Source organism: Moraxella porci DSM 25326 (assembly GCF_002014855.1).
Taxonomy (GTDB): Bacteria; Pseudomonadota; Gammaproteobacteria; order Pseudomonadales; family Moraxellaceae; genus Moraxella; species Moraxella porci.
In genome coordinates this window covers 145,956-165,455 of record NZ_MUYV01000006.1, presented here as the reverse complement: position 1 = coordinate 165,455, position 19,500 = coordinate 145,956, and the positions used below count along the sequence as shown (strand labels likewise).

General features: G+C 46.5%; 16 protein-coding genes and 1 pseudogene. 6 read left to right on the top strand and 11 right to left on the bottom strand.

The genetic code is table 11. The annotated features are described in order from the left end of the window. Positions 1-75 precede the first annotated feature (75 nt). From B0681_RS06275 to B0681_RS06255, 5 genes are all read right to left on the bottom strand, one after another. On the bottom strand, positions 76-591 hold the full coding sequence (locus B0681_RS06275; protein WP_078317889.1) for a hypothetical protein: 516 nt from the start codon (positions 589-591) through the stop codon (positions 76-78). 188 nt (positions 592-779) lie between these two features. Then, positions 780-2,120, bottom strand: a complete 1,341-nt coding sequence (gdhA, locus tag B0681_RS06270) for an NADP-specific glutamate dehydrogenase (protein WP_078317888.1) — start codon at positions 2,118-2,120, stop codon at positions 780-782. 290 nt (positions 2,121-2,410) lie between these two features. Next, the gene (locus B0681_RS06265; protein ID WP_078317887.1) at positions 2,411-3,838 is read right to left on the bottom strand and encodes a C13 family peptidase; all 1,428 of its coding nucleotides are present in this window, start codon (positions 3,836-3,838) and stop codon (positions 2,411-2,413) included. Positions 3,839-4,005: 167 nt separating this feature from the next. Continuing rightward, on the bottom strand, positions 4,006-5,952 hold the full coding sequence (htpG, locus tag B0681_RS06260) for a molecular chaperone HtpG (RefSeq protein ID WP_211271513.1): 1,947 nt from the start codon (positions 5,950-5,952) through the stop codon (positions 4,006-4,008). Positions 5,953-5,997: 45 nt separating this feature from the next. Beyond that, positions 5,998-6,483: a pyrimidine dimer DNA glycosylase/endonuclease V gene (locus B0681_RS06255; RefSeq protein ID WP_078317885.1), complete on the bottom strand. Its 486-nt coding sequence runs from the start codon at positions 6,481-6,483 to the stop codon at positions 5,998-6,000. A gap of 242 nt (positions 6,484-6,725) precedes the next feature. Between B0681_RS06255 and B0681_RS06250 the strand changes: the two genes are divergently transcribed. Next, positions 6,726-9,086 carry a penicillin-binding protein 1A gene (locus B0681_RS06250; RefSeq protein ID WP_078317884.1) on the top strand — a complete coding sequence of 787 codons (2,361 nt, stop codon included), beginning with the start codon at positions 6,726-6,728 and terminating at the stop codon, positions 9,084-9,086. Positions 9,087-9,170: 84 nt separating this feature from the next. Here the strand turns inward: B0681_RS06250 and B0681_RS06245 are convergent, their stop codons facing one another. The 3 genes from B0681_RS06245 to B0681_RS06235 form a co-directional block, all read right to left on the bottom strand. After that, positions 9,171-9,947, bottom strand: coding sequence for a lysophospholipid acyltransferase family protein (locus B0681_RS06245; RefSeq protein ID WP_078317883.1), 777 nt, complete (start codon positions 9,945-9,947; stop codon positions 9,171-9,173). A gap of 177 nt (positions 9,948-10,124) precedes the next feature. Continuing rightward, on the bottom strand, positions 10,125-12,014 hold the full coding sequence (ftsH, locus tag B0681_RS06240) for an ATP-dependent zinc metalloprotease FtsH (protein WP_078317882.1): 1,890 nt from the start codon (positions 12,012-12,014) through the stop codon (positions 10,125-10,127). 114 nt (positions 12,015-12,128) lie between these two features. Continuing rightward, a complete protein-coding gene (locus B0681_RS06235; RefSeq protein WP_078317904.1) occupies positions 12,129-12,761 on the bottom strand; it encodes an RlmE family RNA methyltransferase in 633 nt (210 codons plus the stop codon). A gap of 141 nt (positions 12,762-12,902) precedes the next feature. On the opposite strand from B0681_RS06235, the gene B0681_RS06230 reads away from it, so the two are divergent. The 3 genes from B0681_RS06230 (at position 12,903) to B0681_RS06220 (ending at position 14,427) form a co-directional block, all read left to right on the top strand. Continuing rightward, positions 12,903-13,220 (top strand): YhbY family RNA-binding protein, encoded by a 318-nt coding sequence (locus B0681_RS06230; RefSeq protein WP_078317881.1) that lies wholly within the window; start codon positions 12,903-12,905, stop codon positions 13,218-13,220. A gap of 44 nt (positions 13,221-13,264) precedes the next feature. Next, complete coding sequence (locus B0681_RS06225) at positions 13,265-13,861, top strand: DOMON domain-containing protein (RefSeq protein ID WP_143821226.1); 597 nt, start codon at positions 13,265-13,267, stop codon at positions 13,859-13,861. A 92-nt stretch (positions 13,862-13,953) separates the two neighbouring features. Beyond that, positions 13,954-14,427: a hypothetical protein gene (locus B0681_RS06220; protein WP_078317879.1), complete on the top strand. Its 474-nt coding sequence runs from the start codon at positions 13,954-13,956 to the stop codon at positions 14,425-14,427. Between the two features lie 107 nt (positions 14,428-14,534). On the opposite strand, the gene B0681_RS06215 is transcribed toward B0681_RS06220, so the two are convergent. Then, a complete protein-coding gene (locus tag B0681_RS06215; RefSeq protein WP_078317878.1) occupies positions 14,535-15,212 on the bottom strand; it encodes a CHAP domain-containing protein in 678 nt (225 codons plus the stop codon). 280 nt (positions 15,213-15,492) lie between these two features. Here B0681_RS06215 and B0681_RS06210 point away from each other — a divergent pair, with 280 nt between their 5' ends. Beyond that, a complete protein-coding gene (locus B0681_RS06210; protein ID WP_078317877.1) occupies positions 15,493-16,026 on the top strand; it encodes a hypothetical protein in 534 nt (177 codons plus the stop codon). A 421-nt stretch (positions 16,027-16,447) separates the two neighbouring features. Here the strand turns inward: B0681_RS06210 and lpxC are convergent, their stop codons facing one another. Next, on the bottom strand, positions 16,448-17,353 hold the full coding sequence (gene lpxC / locus B0681_RS06205; protein WP_078317876.1) for a UDP-3-O-acyl-N-acetylglucosamine deacetylase: 906 nt from the start codon (positions 17,351-17,353) through the stop codon (positions 16,448-16,450). Between the two features lie 295 nt (positions 17,354-17,648). Then, complete coding sequence (efp, locus tag B0681_RS06200; RefSeq protein ID WP_078317875.1) at positions 17,649-18,224, bottom strand: elongation factor P; 576 nt, start codon at positions 18,222-18,224, stop codon at positions 17,649-17,651. A gap of 169 nt (positions 18,225-18,393) precedes the next feature. Here efp and epmB point away from each other — a divergent pair. After that, positions 18,394-19,490, top strand: a pseudogene (gene epmB, locus B0681_RS06195) (EF-P beta-lysylation protein EpmB). Positions 19,491-19,500: the final 10 nt, after the last annotated feature.

Here is a 19,500-nt window from a genome sequence, read left to right as displayed (position 1 = left end):
TTTTGGGGTGCGGTTCATTTGTCAAAATTGGGGTGTTTTTTTACACTAAAGTTTACTATTTTTGCCAATCACAGCTTATCGCTTATCCGACATATCATATTTTTCGATATCAATCGTGCCAAGCTCTGCTATACCTGATGCCGACGCAAGGCATTTTTGAATTTCGGGACTTTTATTATTCATATCGATATTTTTCTTATCAATAATTCTACCATTGGTATAAATCACATCACCCATCTTAAAAGTAAACTGCTTGGGCGGTCTATCTTTATTGGTCATGGTCAAGGTTTTATCCTGCTCATTCCAATAAACCGCATCTTTGGGCAGTTCGGGGAATGTAGGGACAAATTTACCTTCTCTATTTAGCAAATACAAGCAATAATCCTGCCAATAAAACTGTCCAGATATCGTTGTCAGCATTTGACCAAAGTCGGGAGAATGCACCCAATAATACGCCAGATGCGTTTTAACCAGGTTGGCAGTCGGTGCAACAGGTTCAGGCAGGGTTTGAGTGATCGGCTGCGTTGTTGTGCAGCCGATGCTAAGTAATGATAGGGTAGCCGATAAAGCAACTGCTAAAATCTTGTTCATAACCATCCTTACTGAAAAAAATGTTAGTAAAATGCATTTTGGCTGATAATTTTATCTTATACCATATCTCAGCTAATCTCAAGCAATATGATAGCTTTTTTTAAAATCGCTATCAGAACAATAATAAACATAAAAACACCCCAAAGATTATCAAACCTTTGGGGCGTGGATAGACTTGGACTTATGGATTATAAGATGCCATAAGCAACCAAAGCATTCGCCACTTGGGTAAAGCCTGCGACATTGGCACCAGTCATATAATCGATCGTGCCTTTGGTCGTGCCGTATTTTTCGGCAGCTGCTCGAGAGTTATCATGGATATTTTTCATGATGTTTTGTAGTTTTTCATCAAGCTCAGCAAATGACTTGTATTGACGCACTGAGTTTTGGCTCATCTCAAGACCAGACACCGCGACACCGCCAGCGTTGGCAGCTTTACCTGGCGCATAAGCGATACCATTATCACGCACAACATCGATGGCTTCGGCAGTCAGTGGCATATTCGCACCTTCTGCGACATATTTGATGCCATTTGCGACCATTTGGCGCGCTTCATCTTCGTTCACTTCGTTTTGGGTGGCACATGGTAGTGCGATATCAGCAGTGAATTTCCAAGGTTTTTCACCTGCCAGCCACTCACCACCAAAGACTGATACATAGTCAGACAGTGGTTTGCGAGCATCTTTTTGTGCTTTTACCCAGTCAATTTTTTCTTGGGTGAAGCCATCAGCATCATGCAAAGTGCCCTGAGAGTCAGAAAAAGTAATCACCTTACCGCCCAGTTGCAATGCTTTTTCGGCGGCATACTGCGCTACGTTACCTGCACCTGAGACCAATACCGTCTTACCAGTCAGGCTGTCGTTATTGGCTTTTAGCATATTATCCAAGAAATACACCAAGCCATAGCCTGTCGCTTCGGTACGGATCAAAGAGCCACCAAAGCCCACGCCCTTACCAGTCAAGACACCTTCATATTCACGCGTCAAGTTTTTGTACATCGCGAACATATAGTTCACTTCACGACCGCCGACACCAATGTCGCCAGCTGGTACATCCATATCTTTGCCGATATTTTTGTGCAATTCACGCATGAATGCATAGCAAAAACGGCGAATTTCGGCGTCTGATTTGCCTTTTGGATCAAAGTCTGAGCCGCCTTTACCACCGCCCATTGGTAGGCCAGTTAGGGCATTTTTGAAGATTTGCTCAAAGCCTAGGAATTTTAGCACGCCTTCATTGACCGTAGGATGGAAACGCAAGCCGCCTTTGTATGGACCAATGGCATTGCTAAATTGCACACGCCAGCCGCGGTTCACCTGCACTTCGCCTTTGTCATTTTCCCAGTTTACACGGAAGCTGATGATGCGATCTGGTTCGCATAGGCGCTCAAAGACTTTTAGTTCTGCAAACTTAGGATTGTCGGCATAAACCTGCTCAATGGTCATGGCGACTTCTTGAACCGCCTGAATAAACTCAGGCTGATGTGCATAATTTTTTTGGACTTGCTCGACGGCAGATTGAATACTCATAAAAATCCCTTAAGGTTGGTGGAAGTTTGACTATGATACAAAGCCGATGATCGTCTGCTGATACCATTGATGGACTCACAGATAAATCACAAAAACTTTTCACATCATAAGCAAATGCAATATACCCAACTTTCGGCTAAATTACAAGCGATTTTGGCAAATAATTGGGGTTTTTGGCAAAATAGGTGGTAACAAAATTATTATTTAATGCCAAATTCAGCAAAATAAAAAAGCCGCTTATCCAAGCGGCTAATTTACTCTTTGCAATACTGATCCAAGCCATCAACCAGTTAAGGCATTGGTGCTTCTTCTACAGGCTTATTGATCAGCCCATAAGGGAGCCTGATCTGCGGATTTTTGTGATGTTCAAACAGCGCCTTTTGAAGTTCAGGCAATGCCAACTGCATCACCTCACCGATCACCAACTGTGGCTCCGATGGCTGAAAGCCCATCAAAATCTCGCGCTCTTTGATTTTTGGTGCAGCATCATAAAACGCCTCCATCAAGCCATTATTTTGGCGCAGACTTTCTGAAAAAAAGGCGCGGCCAAAGTAGGTCATGTCAGCATCATCGGTGCAGCCAAACGAGGCATTGTCTGCCTTAGAAGCAGTGATAATCATAGTATAAGGATCTTTTAGCGCATTGATAAAGGTGCCAGAATAGCATGCTGAGATCACGATGACTCGCCAGCGGATGCCTGATTTGTCCAGCGCAGTACGCAGCCAAAATGGATCAATCTGGCGCAGATTCATCGGCGGATTGCTCACCGCAAGCTCACCCATCGGGGTGCCATTTTCATCCACCGAACCATGCGAGCTTAGCGCCAAAAATAGCACATCTTCATCGACATCCATGCGCTCACCCATGCGCGCCAAGCTATGCTCAATGCTGGTGCGCGTGGCAATCGGATACTCTCCCCAAGTTGCAGGGTTATTGATTAGCGCCACAGATCGCCCCGCGGTATTAAATCGTCCATCGAACAGCTGCTTGGTTTGCAAGATCTCGCTCATAAAGACATCTTGCTCGGCATAACTTGCCACACCCAAAAAATACCACTCATGTCGCCCTGCTTGATGCTCAGAGATGCCATCGAGCGCTCGCGTCAAAAGCTCGGACTGCTCATAAAACGCGGCCTCATCAAGCATCACTGCCACTTCATCGGTCTTAAAAATTGGCTGATTGATGGTGTTTTTTTGCCACACGACAAGCAGTGCAATGGTGGCGATCAGCATCAGTAGCTGCTCCCACCACGGCCAACCAAAACGCTTGGCAAAAATCAACAACAGCGCCGTCGTCTGCCACACGAACAGCAACAAAAACAGCGTTGGCAATATGCTGTGCAACCAAAAAGGTAACAGACCTTGATTTTCTAGAAACTGAATGCCGCTTTGAAATAGCACCAGCAAAGTATCTGCCGCCAGCCACAAGATCGCAGGCACAAACAACAATGCATAGTTTACCGATCGCTGAGCGATGATGATGCCTGCTGCTACGATGATCGCTGGCCAGACAAGATAACTGATGAGTCCTTGCTCATTAAAATAGCTCTGATCAGGGGCGGCCAGCCAAGCAAATAAAATATTCGCCGACAGCGCCACTACCAAAAAGCAGCTAAACTGAGCAAAAGTAGGCTTAACCAAATTAAATGCTCGAGTACTACCCACAAGCATCCATAAGGACGCGCCCAGATTTGAGAAAAAATTAGAGATAAAACGCATTCAGCTCTCGAATTTTTGGGATAAAATTGGTAATTATTGTAGCATAATGCCATTAGAAAAGTGAAAAAAATTTTTTATATGAACCGATATTATTTAAAAATGGCATAAACCATCCACGATAATCGCGTAACAAGGTTTATGCCACAGATCGACTCTCAATAGCTTGATTATTTCATCAACAGCTTATTGACGCGCTTGAGATACCCTGCTGGGTCATCCAGCTGCCCACCATCTGCCAATAATGCTTGATCGAAGATGACTTGGGCAAGATCATCAAACTCAGCACTGCTCTCAAGCTTGGTAATTAGCGGATGGGTTGGGTTGATCTCAAGTGTTGGCTTGACATCAGGCACAGGCTGCCCCATTGCTTTTAGCATCTGCACCATCTGCGGAGACAGCTCACCATCACCGACCACAAGACAGGCAGGACTATCCACCAGGCGGCTAGAGACTCGCACATCTTTGGCGCGCTCACCTAGGGTGGTCTTAAGCTTATCCACCACAGGTTTTAGAGTTTCTTCAGCTTGCTTGGCCTCTTCTTTTTCGGCTTCATCGGTCAACTCACCGAGATCCACCGCACCTTTGGCGATATTTTGTAGCGGTGTGCCGTCAAACTCATGCAAGAAGTTCATCGCCCACTCATCGACACGAGCGGTCATTAGAATTACTTCGATGCCTTTTTTGTTAAATAGTTCAAGCTGTGGGCTGTTTTTGGCAGCTGCCAAGTTATCCGCTGTCAGATAATAGATTGCCTTTTGACCGTCTTTCATGCGTGCCTTATAGTCAGCAAAGCCAGTCTCGATGGCGTCATTTTGGCTCGTGGCATAGCGAAGCAGCTTGGCGATACGCTCTTGGTTGGATTGATCTTCGCCCAAGCCTTCTTTTAGCACATCGCCAAATTCTTGATAAAATTCTTTAAATTTGCTTTGCTTATCCGCATCTTCGCTATTGGCAAGACTTGCCAAAAGAGTCAGCACACGGCGTGCGTTACCATCACGGATTGCCTTGACATCACGAGATTCTTGCAGGATTTCACGGCTGACATTGAGTGGTAAATCAGCAGTATCAATCACACCCTTGACAAAGCGTAGATACATCGGCAGTAGCTGCTCGGCATCTTCCATGATAAACACACGCTTGACATAGAGTTTGAGTCCGCGTTGTTGCTCACGAGCATATAGATCAAACGGTGCTTTTTTTGGAATGTATAAAAGCTGAGTGTACTGTACACGGCCTTCGACACGATTGTGCGTATGGGCTAATGGATCTGTGTAGTCATAGCTTAAGTTTTTATAAAACTCGTTATACTCATCATCGCTGATGTCACTTGGACTGCGTGTCCACAGAGCATTGGCTTGGTTGATGGTCTCATACTCATCGGTGGTGATGTATTCGCCCTTACCTGCGACCACTTCGCCATTGTCATCAAGCTCATCTTGCCATTCTTGTTTACGCATCTGAATCGGCAGGCTGATGTGATCTGAGTACTTATTCACCAGTGATTTGATGGCATGACGATCCAGATAATTGGTGGTCTCATCGCCATTGCCTGCGTATTCATCTTTTAGGTGCAAGGTGATGCTTGTGCCACGACTGTCTTTGGTAATGGTCTCGGTGGTGAATGAGCCTGTGCCATCAGATACCCAGCGTACGCCTTGATCGGCCGCTTCACCTGCTTTTCGGCTCTCGACAGTGATTTTGTCAGCGACAATAAAGCCTGAATAAAAGCCCACGCCAAACTGGCCGATCAAATTGCCGTCTTTTTTGTCGCTGTCAGATAATTTATCCAAAAATGCCTTTGTGCCTGATTTGGCAATCGTACCCAAATGCTCGATGGCATCAGCTTCGTTCATACCGATGCCGTTATCGCTGATGGTGATGGTTTTGGCGTCTTTGTCGATGTCAATTTTGATTGCCAATTCGCCATCGTTTTCGTACAAGCTATCATCGCTTGTCGCCAAAAAACGCAGTTTGTCGCACGCATCAGATGCATTTGACACCAATTCACGCACAAAGATGTCAGCGTTTGAGTACAGTGAATGTGTCACCAAGTGTAGTAGCTGTGCGACTTCGGCTTCAAAATGATGGTTGGTTGTGGTCATAATTTTCTCCATTTAGCTGATTTGATTTTAAGAAAAATAGGGATGATGGGAAAATTTTCAAGAGCGTTTAGTATTGACTGGATTTTGAGCAAGTGCCAAAAGCCCATCGCAATATGCTTGATCATCAATCATCTGACCGTGTCGCCGATACCAATTTGGCTTGGCTTGGATTTTGTCAATCAGCCTTTGGACTGATAACGCCATCGCATCCATCGTCGGCTGATAATCGCCATAAAATCGCTTGGGCAGGCATTTTTGAAACTCGACGATACTGTCTTTTGGCGTGATACTAAAGCCGCGTGCCACTACTTCGTCTTTTAGCATAAAATAACGCCTTTGGATAAATGCCAATTTGTCATAAAAGAACAGCACATGGCCTGTACCCAGTCGATACGATGATGGAATTTTGGCAAGTACGCTTTGGGCAGGATATTTGGCAAGTGCCGCCTGCACCTGTACAAAGATACGGGTGATTTCACGATATTCGGCAAAAAGGTGCTGATCGGTGAGTGCTTTTGGGTCAATCAGATTGATGCGAGTCATGGCAAATATACAGTGTCATAAATCTCAATCATACAACAGATGCGCCAAAAAGCCAAAATAGCGCTGCTTTTAATTAAAATATTGGGGCAAATAATACAAGCTTAGGGTCAAAAGCCTGCTTTTATTACCAAAAATAAACAAGAATCCGCCCACAAAGCAGCACTTAATTATCAATAAAAACTAGCTATTGTCCCCACAACCTAGTAAAATAGCTCTCTAGGTCTATAGCAAGCACAATTTTTATGTCTAATACCACTTTTTCTGCGTCATTTATTGCCATTTTATCCAAGCTGATTTTGGGTGTTTTGGCGTTTCTTGCGATTTTGATTCTTGCCTTTCCGATTGGCTTTTATGGGATGGCGATGTACCTTGAGCCGACTTTGCCAAATGTTGAGAATATTGACAATGCCAAGTTTGAGATGCCGCTGCAAATCTATACATCAGATCAAAAGCTGATCGGACAATATGGCAACAAAATGTCGCTGCCAGTGACTTTTGAGCAGATTCCGCAGCACATGATTCATGCATTTTTGGCTGCTGAAGATGACACCTTCTTTGAGCACACCGGCATCAGCGTCAAGGGCATGGGTCGTGCTTTGACTGAGGTTGTCACTGATAACGATACCCAAACGGGCGGTTCGACCATCACCATGCAGGTCGCCAAAAACTACTTTTTGAGCCCTGAACGCACCATTGATCGAAAGCTGACCGAGCTGTTTATCGCGCGTAAGATCGAAAATGAGTTGACCAAAAATCAGATCTTGACTTTATATGTCAATAAAATCTATCTGGGCGAAGGCACTTACGGCATCCAAGCGGCCGCCAGACGCTATTATTCCAAGAGTCTCGATGACCTTAGCATCGCTCAGATGGCGATGATCGCAGGCTTGCCAAAAGCGCCATCAGCCTATAACCCTGTGGTGAATCCAGAACGCGCGATGGAGCGTCGCAACTGGATCATTGGCCGTATGCATGAAGAGGGCTTTATAAGTGCAGCCGAACGCGACGCAGCGATCGCTGAGCCTTTGAATCTCAATCTTTATGAAGAGCAACTGGATTTAAACATGCCTTATCTGGCAGAGATGGCTCGCTCATCTTTGGTGGAGCGTTATGGTGAGGCGGTGATGGATTCTGGCTGGCGCGTACAGACCACAGTAGATAGCGAATCACAGCTGGCAGCAGATGCCGCGGTGGTCGAGGGTCTTCGTAGCTATGATCGTCGTCATGGCTGGCGCGGTGTCGAGGCTGAGGAAGGCGAACTGACTGGGCGCAAAAATTTTGATAACATTTATCCAGCCAAAGTTACCAAGGTTAATGACTCAAGCTTTGAGGCGCAATTACAATCTGGCGAAACTGTACTGATCCCATGGTCGGGCATGAGCTGGGCGCGCCGTTACTACAGTGCCAACCGTGTCGGCGGTGGCTACAGCAATGCTCATCAAATGGTCAAAGTCGGCAATATCGTACGCATCAAACCGACCAATGAAGCGCGCACTTCATGGAAGCTTGAGCCGATTCCAGAGGTGCAAGGTGCGCTGATTTCACTTAATCCTGAAAATGGCGCCCTACGTGCCGTGGTGGGTGGATTTCACTTTAACCACAGTAAATTTAACCGCGCCATCCAAGGTTATCGCCAACCAGGTTCGATCATCAAGCCATTCGTCTATGCAGCCGCCCTTGAAAGTGGCAAGCACACACCAGACAGCTTGGTATCAGATGCTGCGATCCGTGTCGGCAGCTGGCAGCCTAAGAATGCCGATGGTCGCTACACGGGTGATATGACGCTGCGCCGCGCATTGGCCTTGTCTCGTAACACGCCAGCGATTCGCCTACTGCGCTCAGCTGGCATCGATGAGACGCGTCATCTGATGAATGCCATGGGCGGTCTTGAAATGGAACGCATGCCATCGACGCTGGCTCTGGCGCTGGGTGCAGCAGATGCTACACCGCTACAAATGGCGACAGGATTTGCCACCATCGTCAATGGCGGTCATCGCATTCAGCCCTATTTCATCGAGCGCATTTATGATTTTGGCAATGACATCATCTATCAAGCCAATCCGATGCAAGCGTGCGCGCTTTGCTTTAATGAAAGCTTAAGCCAAACCAACGCTGCACTTGTCGAATCATTCACAGAAGCTCAAGCACAGATGCCGACTGCCACAGCTGGCACGCCTGCTGGCGACCGTCTGCATCCAAAAGCCGCGCCACAATATCAAGCAGCCATCCAAGCGCCTCGCGTCTTGTCGCATGAGACCGCCTATAATGTCTCGAATATGATGCGCGAAGTCATCACCAGCGGTACAGGTCGTCGTGCCCGCGCATTGGGTCGTGGTGATGTCGGCGGCAAAACAGGTACCACCAACCTTGCTAAAGATGCTTGGTTTGCAGGCTTTCATCCGACCAATGTCGCTGTGGTCTGGGTCGGTTTTGATACACCATCGACGCTGGGTAATAGCGAATACGGCGGTGTTGCTGCATTGCCGATCTGGGTGGATTTCATGCGTCAAGAGCTGCGTGGTACGCCATCTCAATGGGTGAGTAAAGAAGACCGTTCAAAGGCTGTCAAGGCCACTCAGCGCGTCGTCGATCTCAAAGACTAAAGCTGCTCATAAATTTCAGCCCCAAATTCCGCTTGGCATTTGGGGCTGATTTTTAAAAGTCGATAACCGACCATCTGCACAACATTAAGCAGTCAGTACACGGCTATGCAGATCTGCTAGTCCTTGCTCCATCGCACTTTGTAGCAGCGTGGTCAGTGTACGCTGATCATGCCCATCTGGATAAATCGGTGCCAATGGCAGCACATAGGCAGTGATCCCTTTAGCATCTGCCACCGATTTTAGGCTCTGAGCCATCGTCCGCTCACCATAATATGCCGCCTCATCCGACAGCTTACCCGCTTTATCGACATACGCGATCACCATCGGGCAAATCGGCAGCCCTGTATCGATCGCTGCTTTAAGTAATTTGCCGTAGATTTTCTTAATTTGTCTGCCATCTGTCGTCGTGGCCTCTGGAAAAAATACCACCGATGATCCATCTTCTAAGAAATTTGCGATCTGATCACTGACCGAGCCTGCATCCCCCGATCCACGCTGAATGAACAGCGTACCGCCTGCCTTTGCCAAGCGCCCAAAAATCGGCCATTCGCCAATCTCAGCTTTGGATAAGAAAAACACGGGTGCCACACTCCCCACCACAGGAATATCCAGCCAAGAAATATGGTTGCTCACCCACAGCCCATGTCGCTGTGGCACAGGCTCAACTTGTACGACCTCCACCCCAAAAGATCCTGCCATTTTTCGGCAGAACTTTTGGATATATGGCGTCAAGGTACTGCGCGAAGTCTTGGGATTAAAAGCGCCTGCTTGATAAGCCATCTGAAAGCCATTCAATAAAGTACTGGTCAAGCCAAATGCCGCCTTGCTGCGATGAAATTGATTGCGGATAAAATTTACCATAGCATACCTTGTTGTGAAATTTTGTTGTACAGACTAAACCCAAACTCAAAAAAAATCAAGCATTTTGGTGAACGATTATAAACTAAACCATCACATCAGTTTATTAATGACATTCGTAGCAACTCATGCAGCCGATAAAAAACCCCAAAAGAAACGCTTTTGGGGTCTTAGGTTGCATCACACTGGCAGCGGTGGTGGCAAAGCATCATCATCGACAGGCTCGCTCACAGGCGTGCTGCTGGTTAATTGATAATCCTTAGGCTCACGCGGTGTCTCACCTGCCATGATCTGTAATAGCTGCTCACGATCGATGGTTTCCCACTTCATCAGTGCATCGACCATCGCGTGCATTTTGTCATGATTTTCATCAATCAGCTTATACGCCACATCGTACTGAGCTTCAAGGATATGACGGATCTCATCATCGACCTTTTGCTGTGTGGCCTCTGAGATGGTGCGTGTACTGCCACCAAAATAACCGCCGTGCTCTTCGGCTTCATAGACCATCACACCCATCGCATCTGACATGCCGTAGCGTGTGACCATCGCACGAGCCATCTTGGTCGCACGCTCAAAGTCATTGGATGCGCCAGTTGATTTGCGATCGACAAAAATCTCTTCAGCGATACGACCGCCAAATAAAATCGAGATCTCGTTCAGCATCTTGTCTTTATAATTGCTGACAGCATCTTGTTCAGGCAGCTGCCAAGTCACACCCAAAGCCCAGCCACGCGGCATGATGGTCACTTTATGCACAGGATCAGTACCTGGCAACAGCTCAGCGACGAGGGCATGGCCAGCCTCATGGTAAGCGGTCGCGCGGCGCTCTTCTTCGCGTAGCACCATCGATTTGCGCTCAGGTCCCATGTATAGCTTATCTTTGGCATCCTCAAAGTCATTCATATCCACACTGCTTTTGTTGCGGCGTGCAGCAAATAGCGCAGCTTCATTGACTAGGTTGGCTAACTGAGCACCGCTAAATCCCGGCGTGCCGCGAGCCAAAGCATTGACATCGACACCCACGGTAGCAGGCAATTTTTTAAGGTGTACATTTAAGATCTGCTCACGACCCTTGATATCAGGTAAGCCGACCGACACTTGACGGTCAAAACGACCCGGACGGAGCAGAGCTTTATCCAGTACATCGACACGGTTGGTCGCGGCGATGACGATGACGCCATCATTGCCCTCAAAGCCATCCATCTCGACAAGCAGCTGGTTTAGCGTCTGTTCACGCTCATCGTGACCGCCGCCCATGCCGCTACCACGATGGCGGCCGACGGCATCAATCTCATCAATAAAGATGATGCATGGCGCATTTTTCTTGGCTTGTTCGAACATATCACGGACGCGCGATGCACCGACACCCACAAACATCTCAACGAAATCTGAACCTGAAATGGAGAAAAACGGCACTTTGGCTTCACCAGCGATGGCTTTGGCAAGCAATGTCTTACCCGTACCCGGTGGGCCCACCATCAGCACGCCACGCGGAATGGTCGCCCCAAGCTTGGTGAACTTGCTTGGATCTTTTAGAAAATCGACAATCTCAGCAACTTCCTGCTTAGACTCTTCAACACCAGCGACATCAGCAAAGGTGACTTTTACCTGATCTTCCGACAGCATTTTGGCTTTAGACTTACCAAAACTCATCGGGTTACGGCCACCCATGCCACCGCCAGCACCACCGCCAGACATGCCGCGCATGATCAGCCAAAACAGACCGACGATCAAGAGGATCGGAAATGCCGCCATCAACAGCTGCATGCCGACACCTTGGCGCTCAGGCAGCGTGCCTTGCACTTCGACATTATGCTCGCGCAGCAGTGGCATCAGCTCGTTATCTGTAATTTCAGGGCGAATGGTTTCAAATTCAGAACCATTCACCTTGGTGCCAGTGATTTCTTCGCCTGTGATTTTGACATCTTTAATCTCGCCTTGCGAAACCGCCGTCACAAATGCCGAATAATTCATCGTATCAGCATCGGCGTTACGATTATCCAGATTGCTAAAAATCGCAACCACGATGGCGATAATCACCAGCCACAATAAGGTATTCTTTACCATGTCGCTCAAACTTTTCTCATCCTTAGTTAGGGATATTGGGCAACGCGCCCAATGCTAGTTTAGTGTATATGTTGTTAAAATTTGCAATTTCAAGTGTAATCATCACTTCAATGATTATTTGATCGCCACCCAAAACATCTCTTTTGAGCGCGGGCGTGAAGCAGCAGGTTTGATGCTTTTGATTTTGCTAAATTGCTTTTGCATCTGCGCTCGCAGCTCTTGAGAACCCTCGCCTTGAAACACTTTCATGATCAGCGCTCCGCCATCAGGCAGAACTTTTAGCGCAAAATCCACCGCCAGCTCACACAGATACATCATGCGCGGCTGATCCACTGCTGCCATGCCCGAAGTGTTTGGTGCCATATCTGACAGCACCACATCCACGCGCATGCCGCCGACTTCATCCATGATTTGGTTAAATACCGCCTCTTCGCGAAAATCACCTTGAATAAAGGTAACATTCTCAAGCGTATCCATCGGCAAAATGTCAGAGGCGATCAGCGTGCCTGAATCACCCACCAGCTGCCCTGCCACCTGTGACCAACTGCCTGGCGCAGCACCAAGATCGACGACGGTCATGCCTTTTTTGATAAGGCCTGTTTTTTCGTTGATCTCGATTAATTTATAAGCAGCGCGAGCGCGATAGCCTTCTTTTTGGGCTTTTTGTACATAAAAATCATCAATATGCTCTTTCATCCAAGCGCGGCTGGATTTTGACAGCTTTTTATTTTTAATTCTCGTTGCCATGACGCTTTGTGTCACCTCAATCAATCAAGTTGCATCCAATCAATTAGTTTACCATCATTGACAGCAAATTTGGTGAAATTCTGCTATAATAGTGTAATTATTTCTATCGTCCGCTTAATATTAAGCAAATTTGGAATTTTTATGAGCAAAAAAGCAAAATTACAAGACATCAAAGCACTGCGCGGCATCGGCCATCAGCTAAGCCCCATCGTCATCGTCGGTGCCAATGGTCTGACGCCAACGCTGATCGAAGAAGTGGCACGCGCCTTGCATGACCACGAATTGATCAAAATCAAAATCCCAGCAGGTTCAGCCGATGAGCGTAAGGCCTGTGCAGCCGCGATCGCCGAGGCCACTGAGTCTGAGGTGATTCATCACATCGGGCGCATGGTGCTGTTATTGCGTGCCAATCCTGAGCCGAATGTCAAGCTGTCTAACCTAAGCCGTTTTGGTTTTTGATGGCTGTGCATCAGGCATTATTTAGACATCGTGCGATAGATGCGATGCACACTTTTCCCTTAATCGCTGTCATTGATGGCGATTTTACGCATCTGGCACATCGGATTGAGCCGCCACAGATCACTGCGCACATCTCTGGCAGCGAAGCGGCGTTGCAGCTGAGTTTTATAGTCGAAAAAACATCTGCAAGTGCACATTTGCAGGCTCGATCAGGGGAATTAAAGCCAATCCGTGCTGATTATCTATGGCAAAAAGACTGTTTTGAGTGCTTTATTCAGCGCGTCGATGAGGCGGCTTATCTTGAGGTAAATGCCAATTTGACTGGCGAATTTAACATTTATCAGTTTGATGCTTATCGCACGCCTCCGATCATGCCGCCTGTGGCAAGTCAGGACTATGCTTTGCAAAGCTTTGTCGATGCTGATGACCATCATCTGTATTTTGCTGTAGAAATCTCACCGCTGTTTGAGCAAGGCTTACAGACGCAGTGGTTGGCACAAGGCCTGACCGCTAATCCTGCCGCGATATTATACCCGATCATTGATGGTGAGGCTGTGCCAGTATATTATGCGCATCAACATGCCACGCCGCCTGATTTTCATCATGCGACATATTGGCAGCGACTAAATTTAAACACCTAATAAAGATCAGATACTCAATCAGCGACAAATCTACTGGTGTTTTTTATGAGATATGATATAATCAAAACTCCATAGATTTTTAAGGATAGCCTATGAAAACCCCAGTTTTAGCACTTGCTCTCTCAAGCATTCTAGTTTTGCCCTGTATCGCGCATGCCAACACCACCGATAATCAGCGCAAAACCGCGATCGTCAAACAAGTTATCACCAAACTTAATAATCGACACATCACCATCGAAAAACACGCCTCGCCTCAGTTGAAGCGTGTCGCCAATTATGCCGATACCGTCGCCGAAAGAGATGATTACATCAGCTGCGCCCCTTGGGATATGGTCGGCGGCCAAGATTATTCCCAAAGCCGTGTGACGCGCTCAGCGACTTATAAAGTACTCAAAAACGGCAATGTAGAGACCCGCTTTAGATCAGAGGCCAATTCTCCAATTAATGTGGTACAGTTTGAATTTATCAAACAAAACGGCAAGCTGATGATCTCTGATATTTATAGCAATGGTGATTCGTTTTTATCTGTGACTGCCAGCTGCCTAGAAGAATCCGATGATCTGTAACTCATGACTAGCCATCATCCATATTTGATAGCCTCTATCGCCATGCACTATGGATAGATAGCATAAAGCCCAGCTAAGACTGGGCTTTTTTTGTGGACGATCAGTGATTAACGATCGTTCAATGCAAGCATGGTGCCGGTATTTGCCGATGCGTCATTATAGCGTGCATCACGCCATACGGTATAGCCATTATGTTGGCTGTATGGGCTGAATTTTGGTTGGCGGAAATCTGATACCCATTGATTGCCATCATAGATCTGGATATGGCCATGAGGGTTTTTGGCTGTGCGATTAAATACGGCAACATCGCCCACTTGTGGGACATAGTTATCGTTGTTCAATTTGACAAATCCTGCACTTGCCAAAGTGCCATTGGCATATTGATAGGCAGATGCCTGTGGGGTGAAGTTATAACCTGCGGCCTGTAGCGCACGGCGAACATATAAAGCACAGCGACCAATGCTGCGACTCAAAGCCGCACGCGACGCCGAAGACGCAGCGATACTTGGAGCGCTGTTACTGGTTAGGCGCTCGACTGCAGTGATTGGCGATTGGAAATTGGCGCTGAAATTTTGAAGTGTGCTGCTATTACTGGCCTGAAGATAAACTTGAGATGGTGTATTTGAGCTGCTTGCGATCAGGCTGTTAATTACACTATCGATGTCATCTGGAATACTGGCAGTATAGCTGATTTGGGTAGAGCTATTTGAATAGGCACTTTGTGCTGCACTCGATTGTGCAAATGTCAGTCCTAGGGCTGACAGCAGCCAAAATACTTGTTTCATTTAGATTCCTCACACGCCCAAAGTTTGCTTTGGCTTGATGCAGGCGCATCGCTCATCCGACAGTAAATTATGGATGATCAGCCCCATTGCGTCGCTTTGCTTGTGTTGTTTGTTTGGTTTTGATTAAAGCGCGTGGCACACAGCGCACATCCTTAGTGCACTAGAAAACTGGCAATATCCCAATGTCTAAACATCAAAGAAATTACCACTTTTCTCTTAGGCGTGATACACTTGCTCTTGGACACCATGTCCATAGGTCAATTTATCATTTAGGTGAGCCATGTCTGATTCAACAAAAACCGCCCCGATTAATGATCTGCTTGCCAAACAGCAGAAGCCAAACCATCTTGCCACACTCATCGAAAAACAAGCTGCGGCTGGAGCTGCATTACCGAAACATCTGTCCTCAAAATATCAGTTTTTGATGACACACACTCAGCTGGTTCGTCAGGCTTTAGCAGAATTATTCACTGAAGCACTGTTGAATGACTGTTATGTGGTGCATGTTTCGCCAGTCGAGATCACCCTGAGTATGGGTTCTGCGACTGCTGCCAATCACGCGCGATATGTGATGGAGAATTGTGTTCAAGCTTTACGCGCTTATGATCAGCGTTTTTGTCAGTTACAGTCAATTAAGGTGATTTTATCGCCAAATTTGCTGCAATCAGAGACTCGCCCAGACGGTACTAAAAAGACCCTAAGCGAAAACACAAGGCAAATAATAGCACAAAATGCCGAGTTTGTCACCCAAAATACACGCCTAAAGCAAGCTTTGGCTAGGCTAAGCGACTCATCATCTAAAAATGATGAATAATTTATTAATTTTATATTGATAAATAAATCGACACAGTTTACGGTTATTTTTATCATGTAAACCGTAAAAAACTGCTAAGTTTTGTAAACTTTTGTAAATTTGTCGTATTTGACCTGCAGTTTTTTATGATCAAACAGCCAATAGCGGCATTTGGATGTTTGTTATTCAAAAATAAGCCATCGGCATAATTGCACAATCACCCCTCTATGCCAACCATTACCAATCAAAGCCTTCTTGTAAACAAGGTTTTATCCAATCAAAACATCATCCAACAATGATCCATTCAGCAAACAAGCCCAGCAAAATCATTTGCTGGGCTTGGTATGGATTATGCAAAAATTAAAATGTTTCCCTTATTTTGCGAGGGTTTTGCCGAATTTTTGTAGTGAGTGATACAATCGTACACTAAAGATGTCAGCCATCAAGCCGCTTCGACATAGACAATCGGGCAGTCATTTTTGTCATAAAATGTTACAATTTCAAAAGAACTTTCATCGTTTAGCACCGCGCGGATCAGCGCATTGTTCAGCGCATGCCCAGATTTAAAGGCAGAAAACTTCGCCAGCAAAGGATGGCCGATGACATATAGGTCGCCCACCGCATCGAGCATCTTATGGCGCACGAATTCATTCGGATAGCGCAGGCCGCCTTCATTGACTACTTTATCATCATCAAGGACCACAGCATTATCTAGGCTACCGCCCAGTGCCAGATTGTTCATTTGTAAATACTCGATGTCTTTTAAAAACCCAAAAGTGCGCGCCTGCCCGACCTCGATGGCAAAATTAGCGGTATTAAAATCCAGACGCGTGGTCTGCTCGGTCGCAGCGATGGCCGCATGATTAAAATCAATCTCAAAATCCATCAAAAAGCCATCATCATAAGGCTCAAGGCGCGCCCACTTATCACCATCTGTCACCTCAACTGGCTTTAGAATCTTGATGAATTTTTTTAGTTGCGTTTGGTCTTTGACCCCAGCTTGATCAATCAAATATAAAAATGGTGCTGCAGAGCCATCCATGATTGGGATTTCGGGCGCATCGACTTGAATGATCAGATTATCGAGGCCATAAGCTGCCACAGCAGACAATAAATGCTCCACCGTACCGATGCGCGCCTCGCCTTGCACCAGATTTGATGACATCATCGTATCCACCACCAAAAAGGCATCCATCGGTACGATGGCGTCCAAATCCGTCCGCTCAAACACGATGCCTGTATCCACCTCAGCAGGCTGTAGCGTCAGCGTGACTTTTTTGCCGCTATGCAGGCCGATGCCTGTGGCAGTGATGGCTTTTGCGATCGTGCGTTGATAGAGCTTTGTCATAATTATTCTCGATAGGGTCGTAGTGTTGCCAAATGATGCATCCTGATCATAAAGCCTCTTAACAGACAGCGAAAGGCTGTTTAACTTAGCGATGATCTGCGGCCATCTTCAGCAAAATATTTCAAAATGTGTCATAATATTTTAACATTTAGCAGCTTTTTTGTCATCCATTCGGCTTAAGCTTTCTCAATAATTGTGTTTGATTTGTTTTATGGTTTGTAATTGATCCATCATAGTGGTGTAATACGCATAAAAAAACAGATGCCATCGCTGACATCTGTTTTAAGGCTAAGACTTAAGCATTAACGCGAGTTTGGTATTCGCCAGTACGGGTATCGACGCGTACGATTTCGTTTTGTTGGACAAATAGTGGCACACGAACCACAGCGCCAGTCTCTAGGCGAGCTGGTTTGCCGCCGCCGCCTGAAGTATCACCGCGTACACCAGGATCAGTTTCGACGATCTCAAGCTCCACGAAGTTTGGCGCAGTCACTGACAATGGTGCACCGTTGAACAGCGTGATGGTGCATAGCGCGTTTGAGTTTTCTTTTAGCCATTGAGCAGCATCACCCATCGCAGTTTTGTCAGCTTGTAGCTGCTCAAAAGTCTCTGGGTGCATGAAATGCCAAAACTCACCATCATTATACAGATAGTTCATCTCAGTATCCATCACATCAGCGCCTTCTAGGCTGTCACCTGATTTGAAGGTTTGTTCAAGCACTTTGCCAGTACGCAGATTGCGCAGCTTGACGCGGTTGAATGCTTGGCCTTTGCCTGGCTTGACATATTCGTTTTCGATGATTGAACATGGATTGCCATCCAACATGACTTTCAATCCAGCTTTAAAATCGTTCGTAGAAAAACTTGCCATAGGGATTACCTGCAACTTATCAATAAAAAATCGAGCAACGCTCGGTGTAAAGTTTCAATTCTTTGTCAAAAATGCGGTATAATTTGCAGCAGTGTCAGTGCTGAATACATCAGTGACCTCAAACCTTGTATTATATAAAGTTTTAGTGATTTTTGTCAAAAATAAAACCATGATTTCCACCATTTCCCCCAAAAAATTTTTTCAAAGTGCCGATTTTCCCGATTTTGATAATTGGCAAAGCGAGCTTGCTGCCGCCATCAGTGATTTAGATGAGCTGCATCGGCTGCTTGATTTGCCTGCACCAGAGGCTGCCGATACGCCCAAGCACTTCGGCCTGCGCGTGCCACATGCATTCATCCAAAAAATGCAAAAATCAGATCCACTCGACCCCTTGCTGCTACAGGTGTTGCCAAGTCCTGCTGAGCGTTTGGCTGTCGAGGGATATAGCACCGACCCTTTGGCTGAAAATCACCAAAATCCCATCAAAGGACTGCTGCACAAATACCGCTCGCGCGTGCTTTTGACCATCACAGGTGCCTGCGCTGTGCATTGCCGCTACTGCTTTCGTCAGCATTTTGATTATGCCGCCAATCAGCCAAGCAGCCGTGAAATCAGTGCTGTGACTGAGTACATCAGCGCCCATCCTGAACTTGATGAGGTGATTTTTAGTGGTGGCGACCCACTGAGCGTGAATCATAAATTCTTGTCACTATGGCTTGATAAAATTGCTGACATTCCCCACATTCATACCGTGCGTCTGCACACGCGCCTGCCTGTGGTGCTACCCAATCGCATAGATGACGAGCTGTTATCACTGTTTGCCAATTATCCAAAAAAAATAGTGATGGTGCTGCACATCAATCACGCCAATGAGATCGATGAGGCACTCATCAAAAAATGCCAAGCCCTGCGCGCAGCCAATGTCGTGCTGCTGAATCAAACTGTGCTTTTAAAAGGCATCAATGATGATGCCGAGGTCTTGTCTAAGCTTAGCCATGCGCTATTCGCCGCTGGGATCATGCCCTACTATCTGCATGTGCTTGATAAGGTGGCAGGCGCGGCGCACTTTGATTTACCAATCAAACAAGCGGTGGGCATCTATTGGCAGCTGCTTGAGCGCTTGTCAGGCTATTTGGTGCCAAAACTGGTGCAAGAGCTGCCAAATCGCCCTTACAAAACACCCGTTAATCTCCATCTTCTCGACGATGACTAAAAAATTTGCAAATTCTTGCAAAAAACACTTGCAATATCTTAAAAACTTGGTAAAATAGCGTCC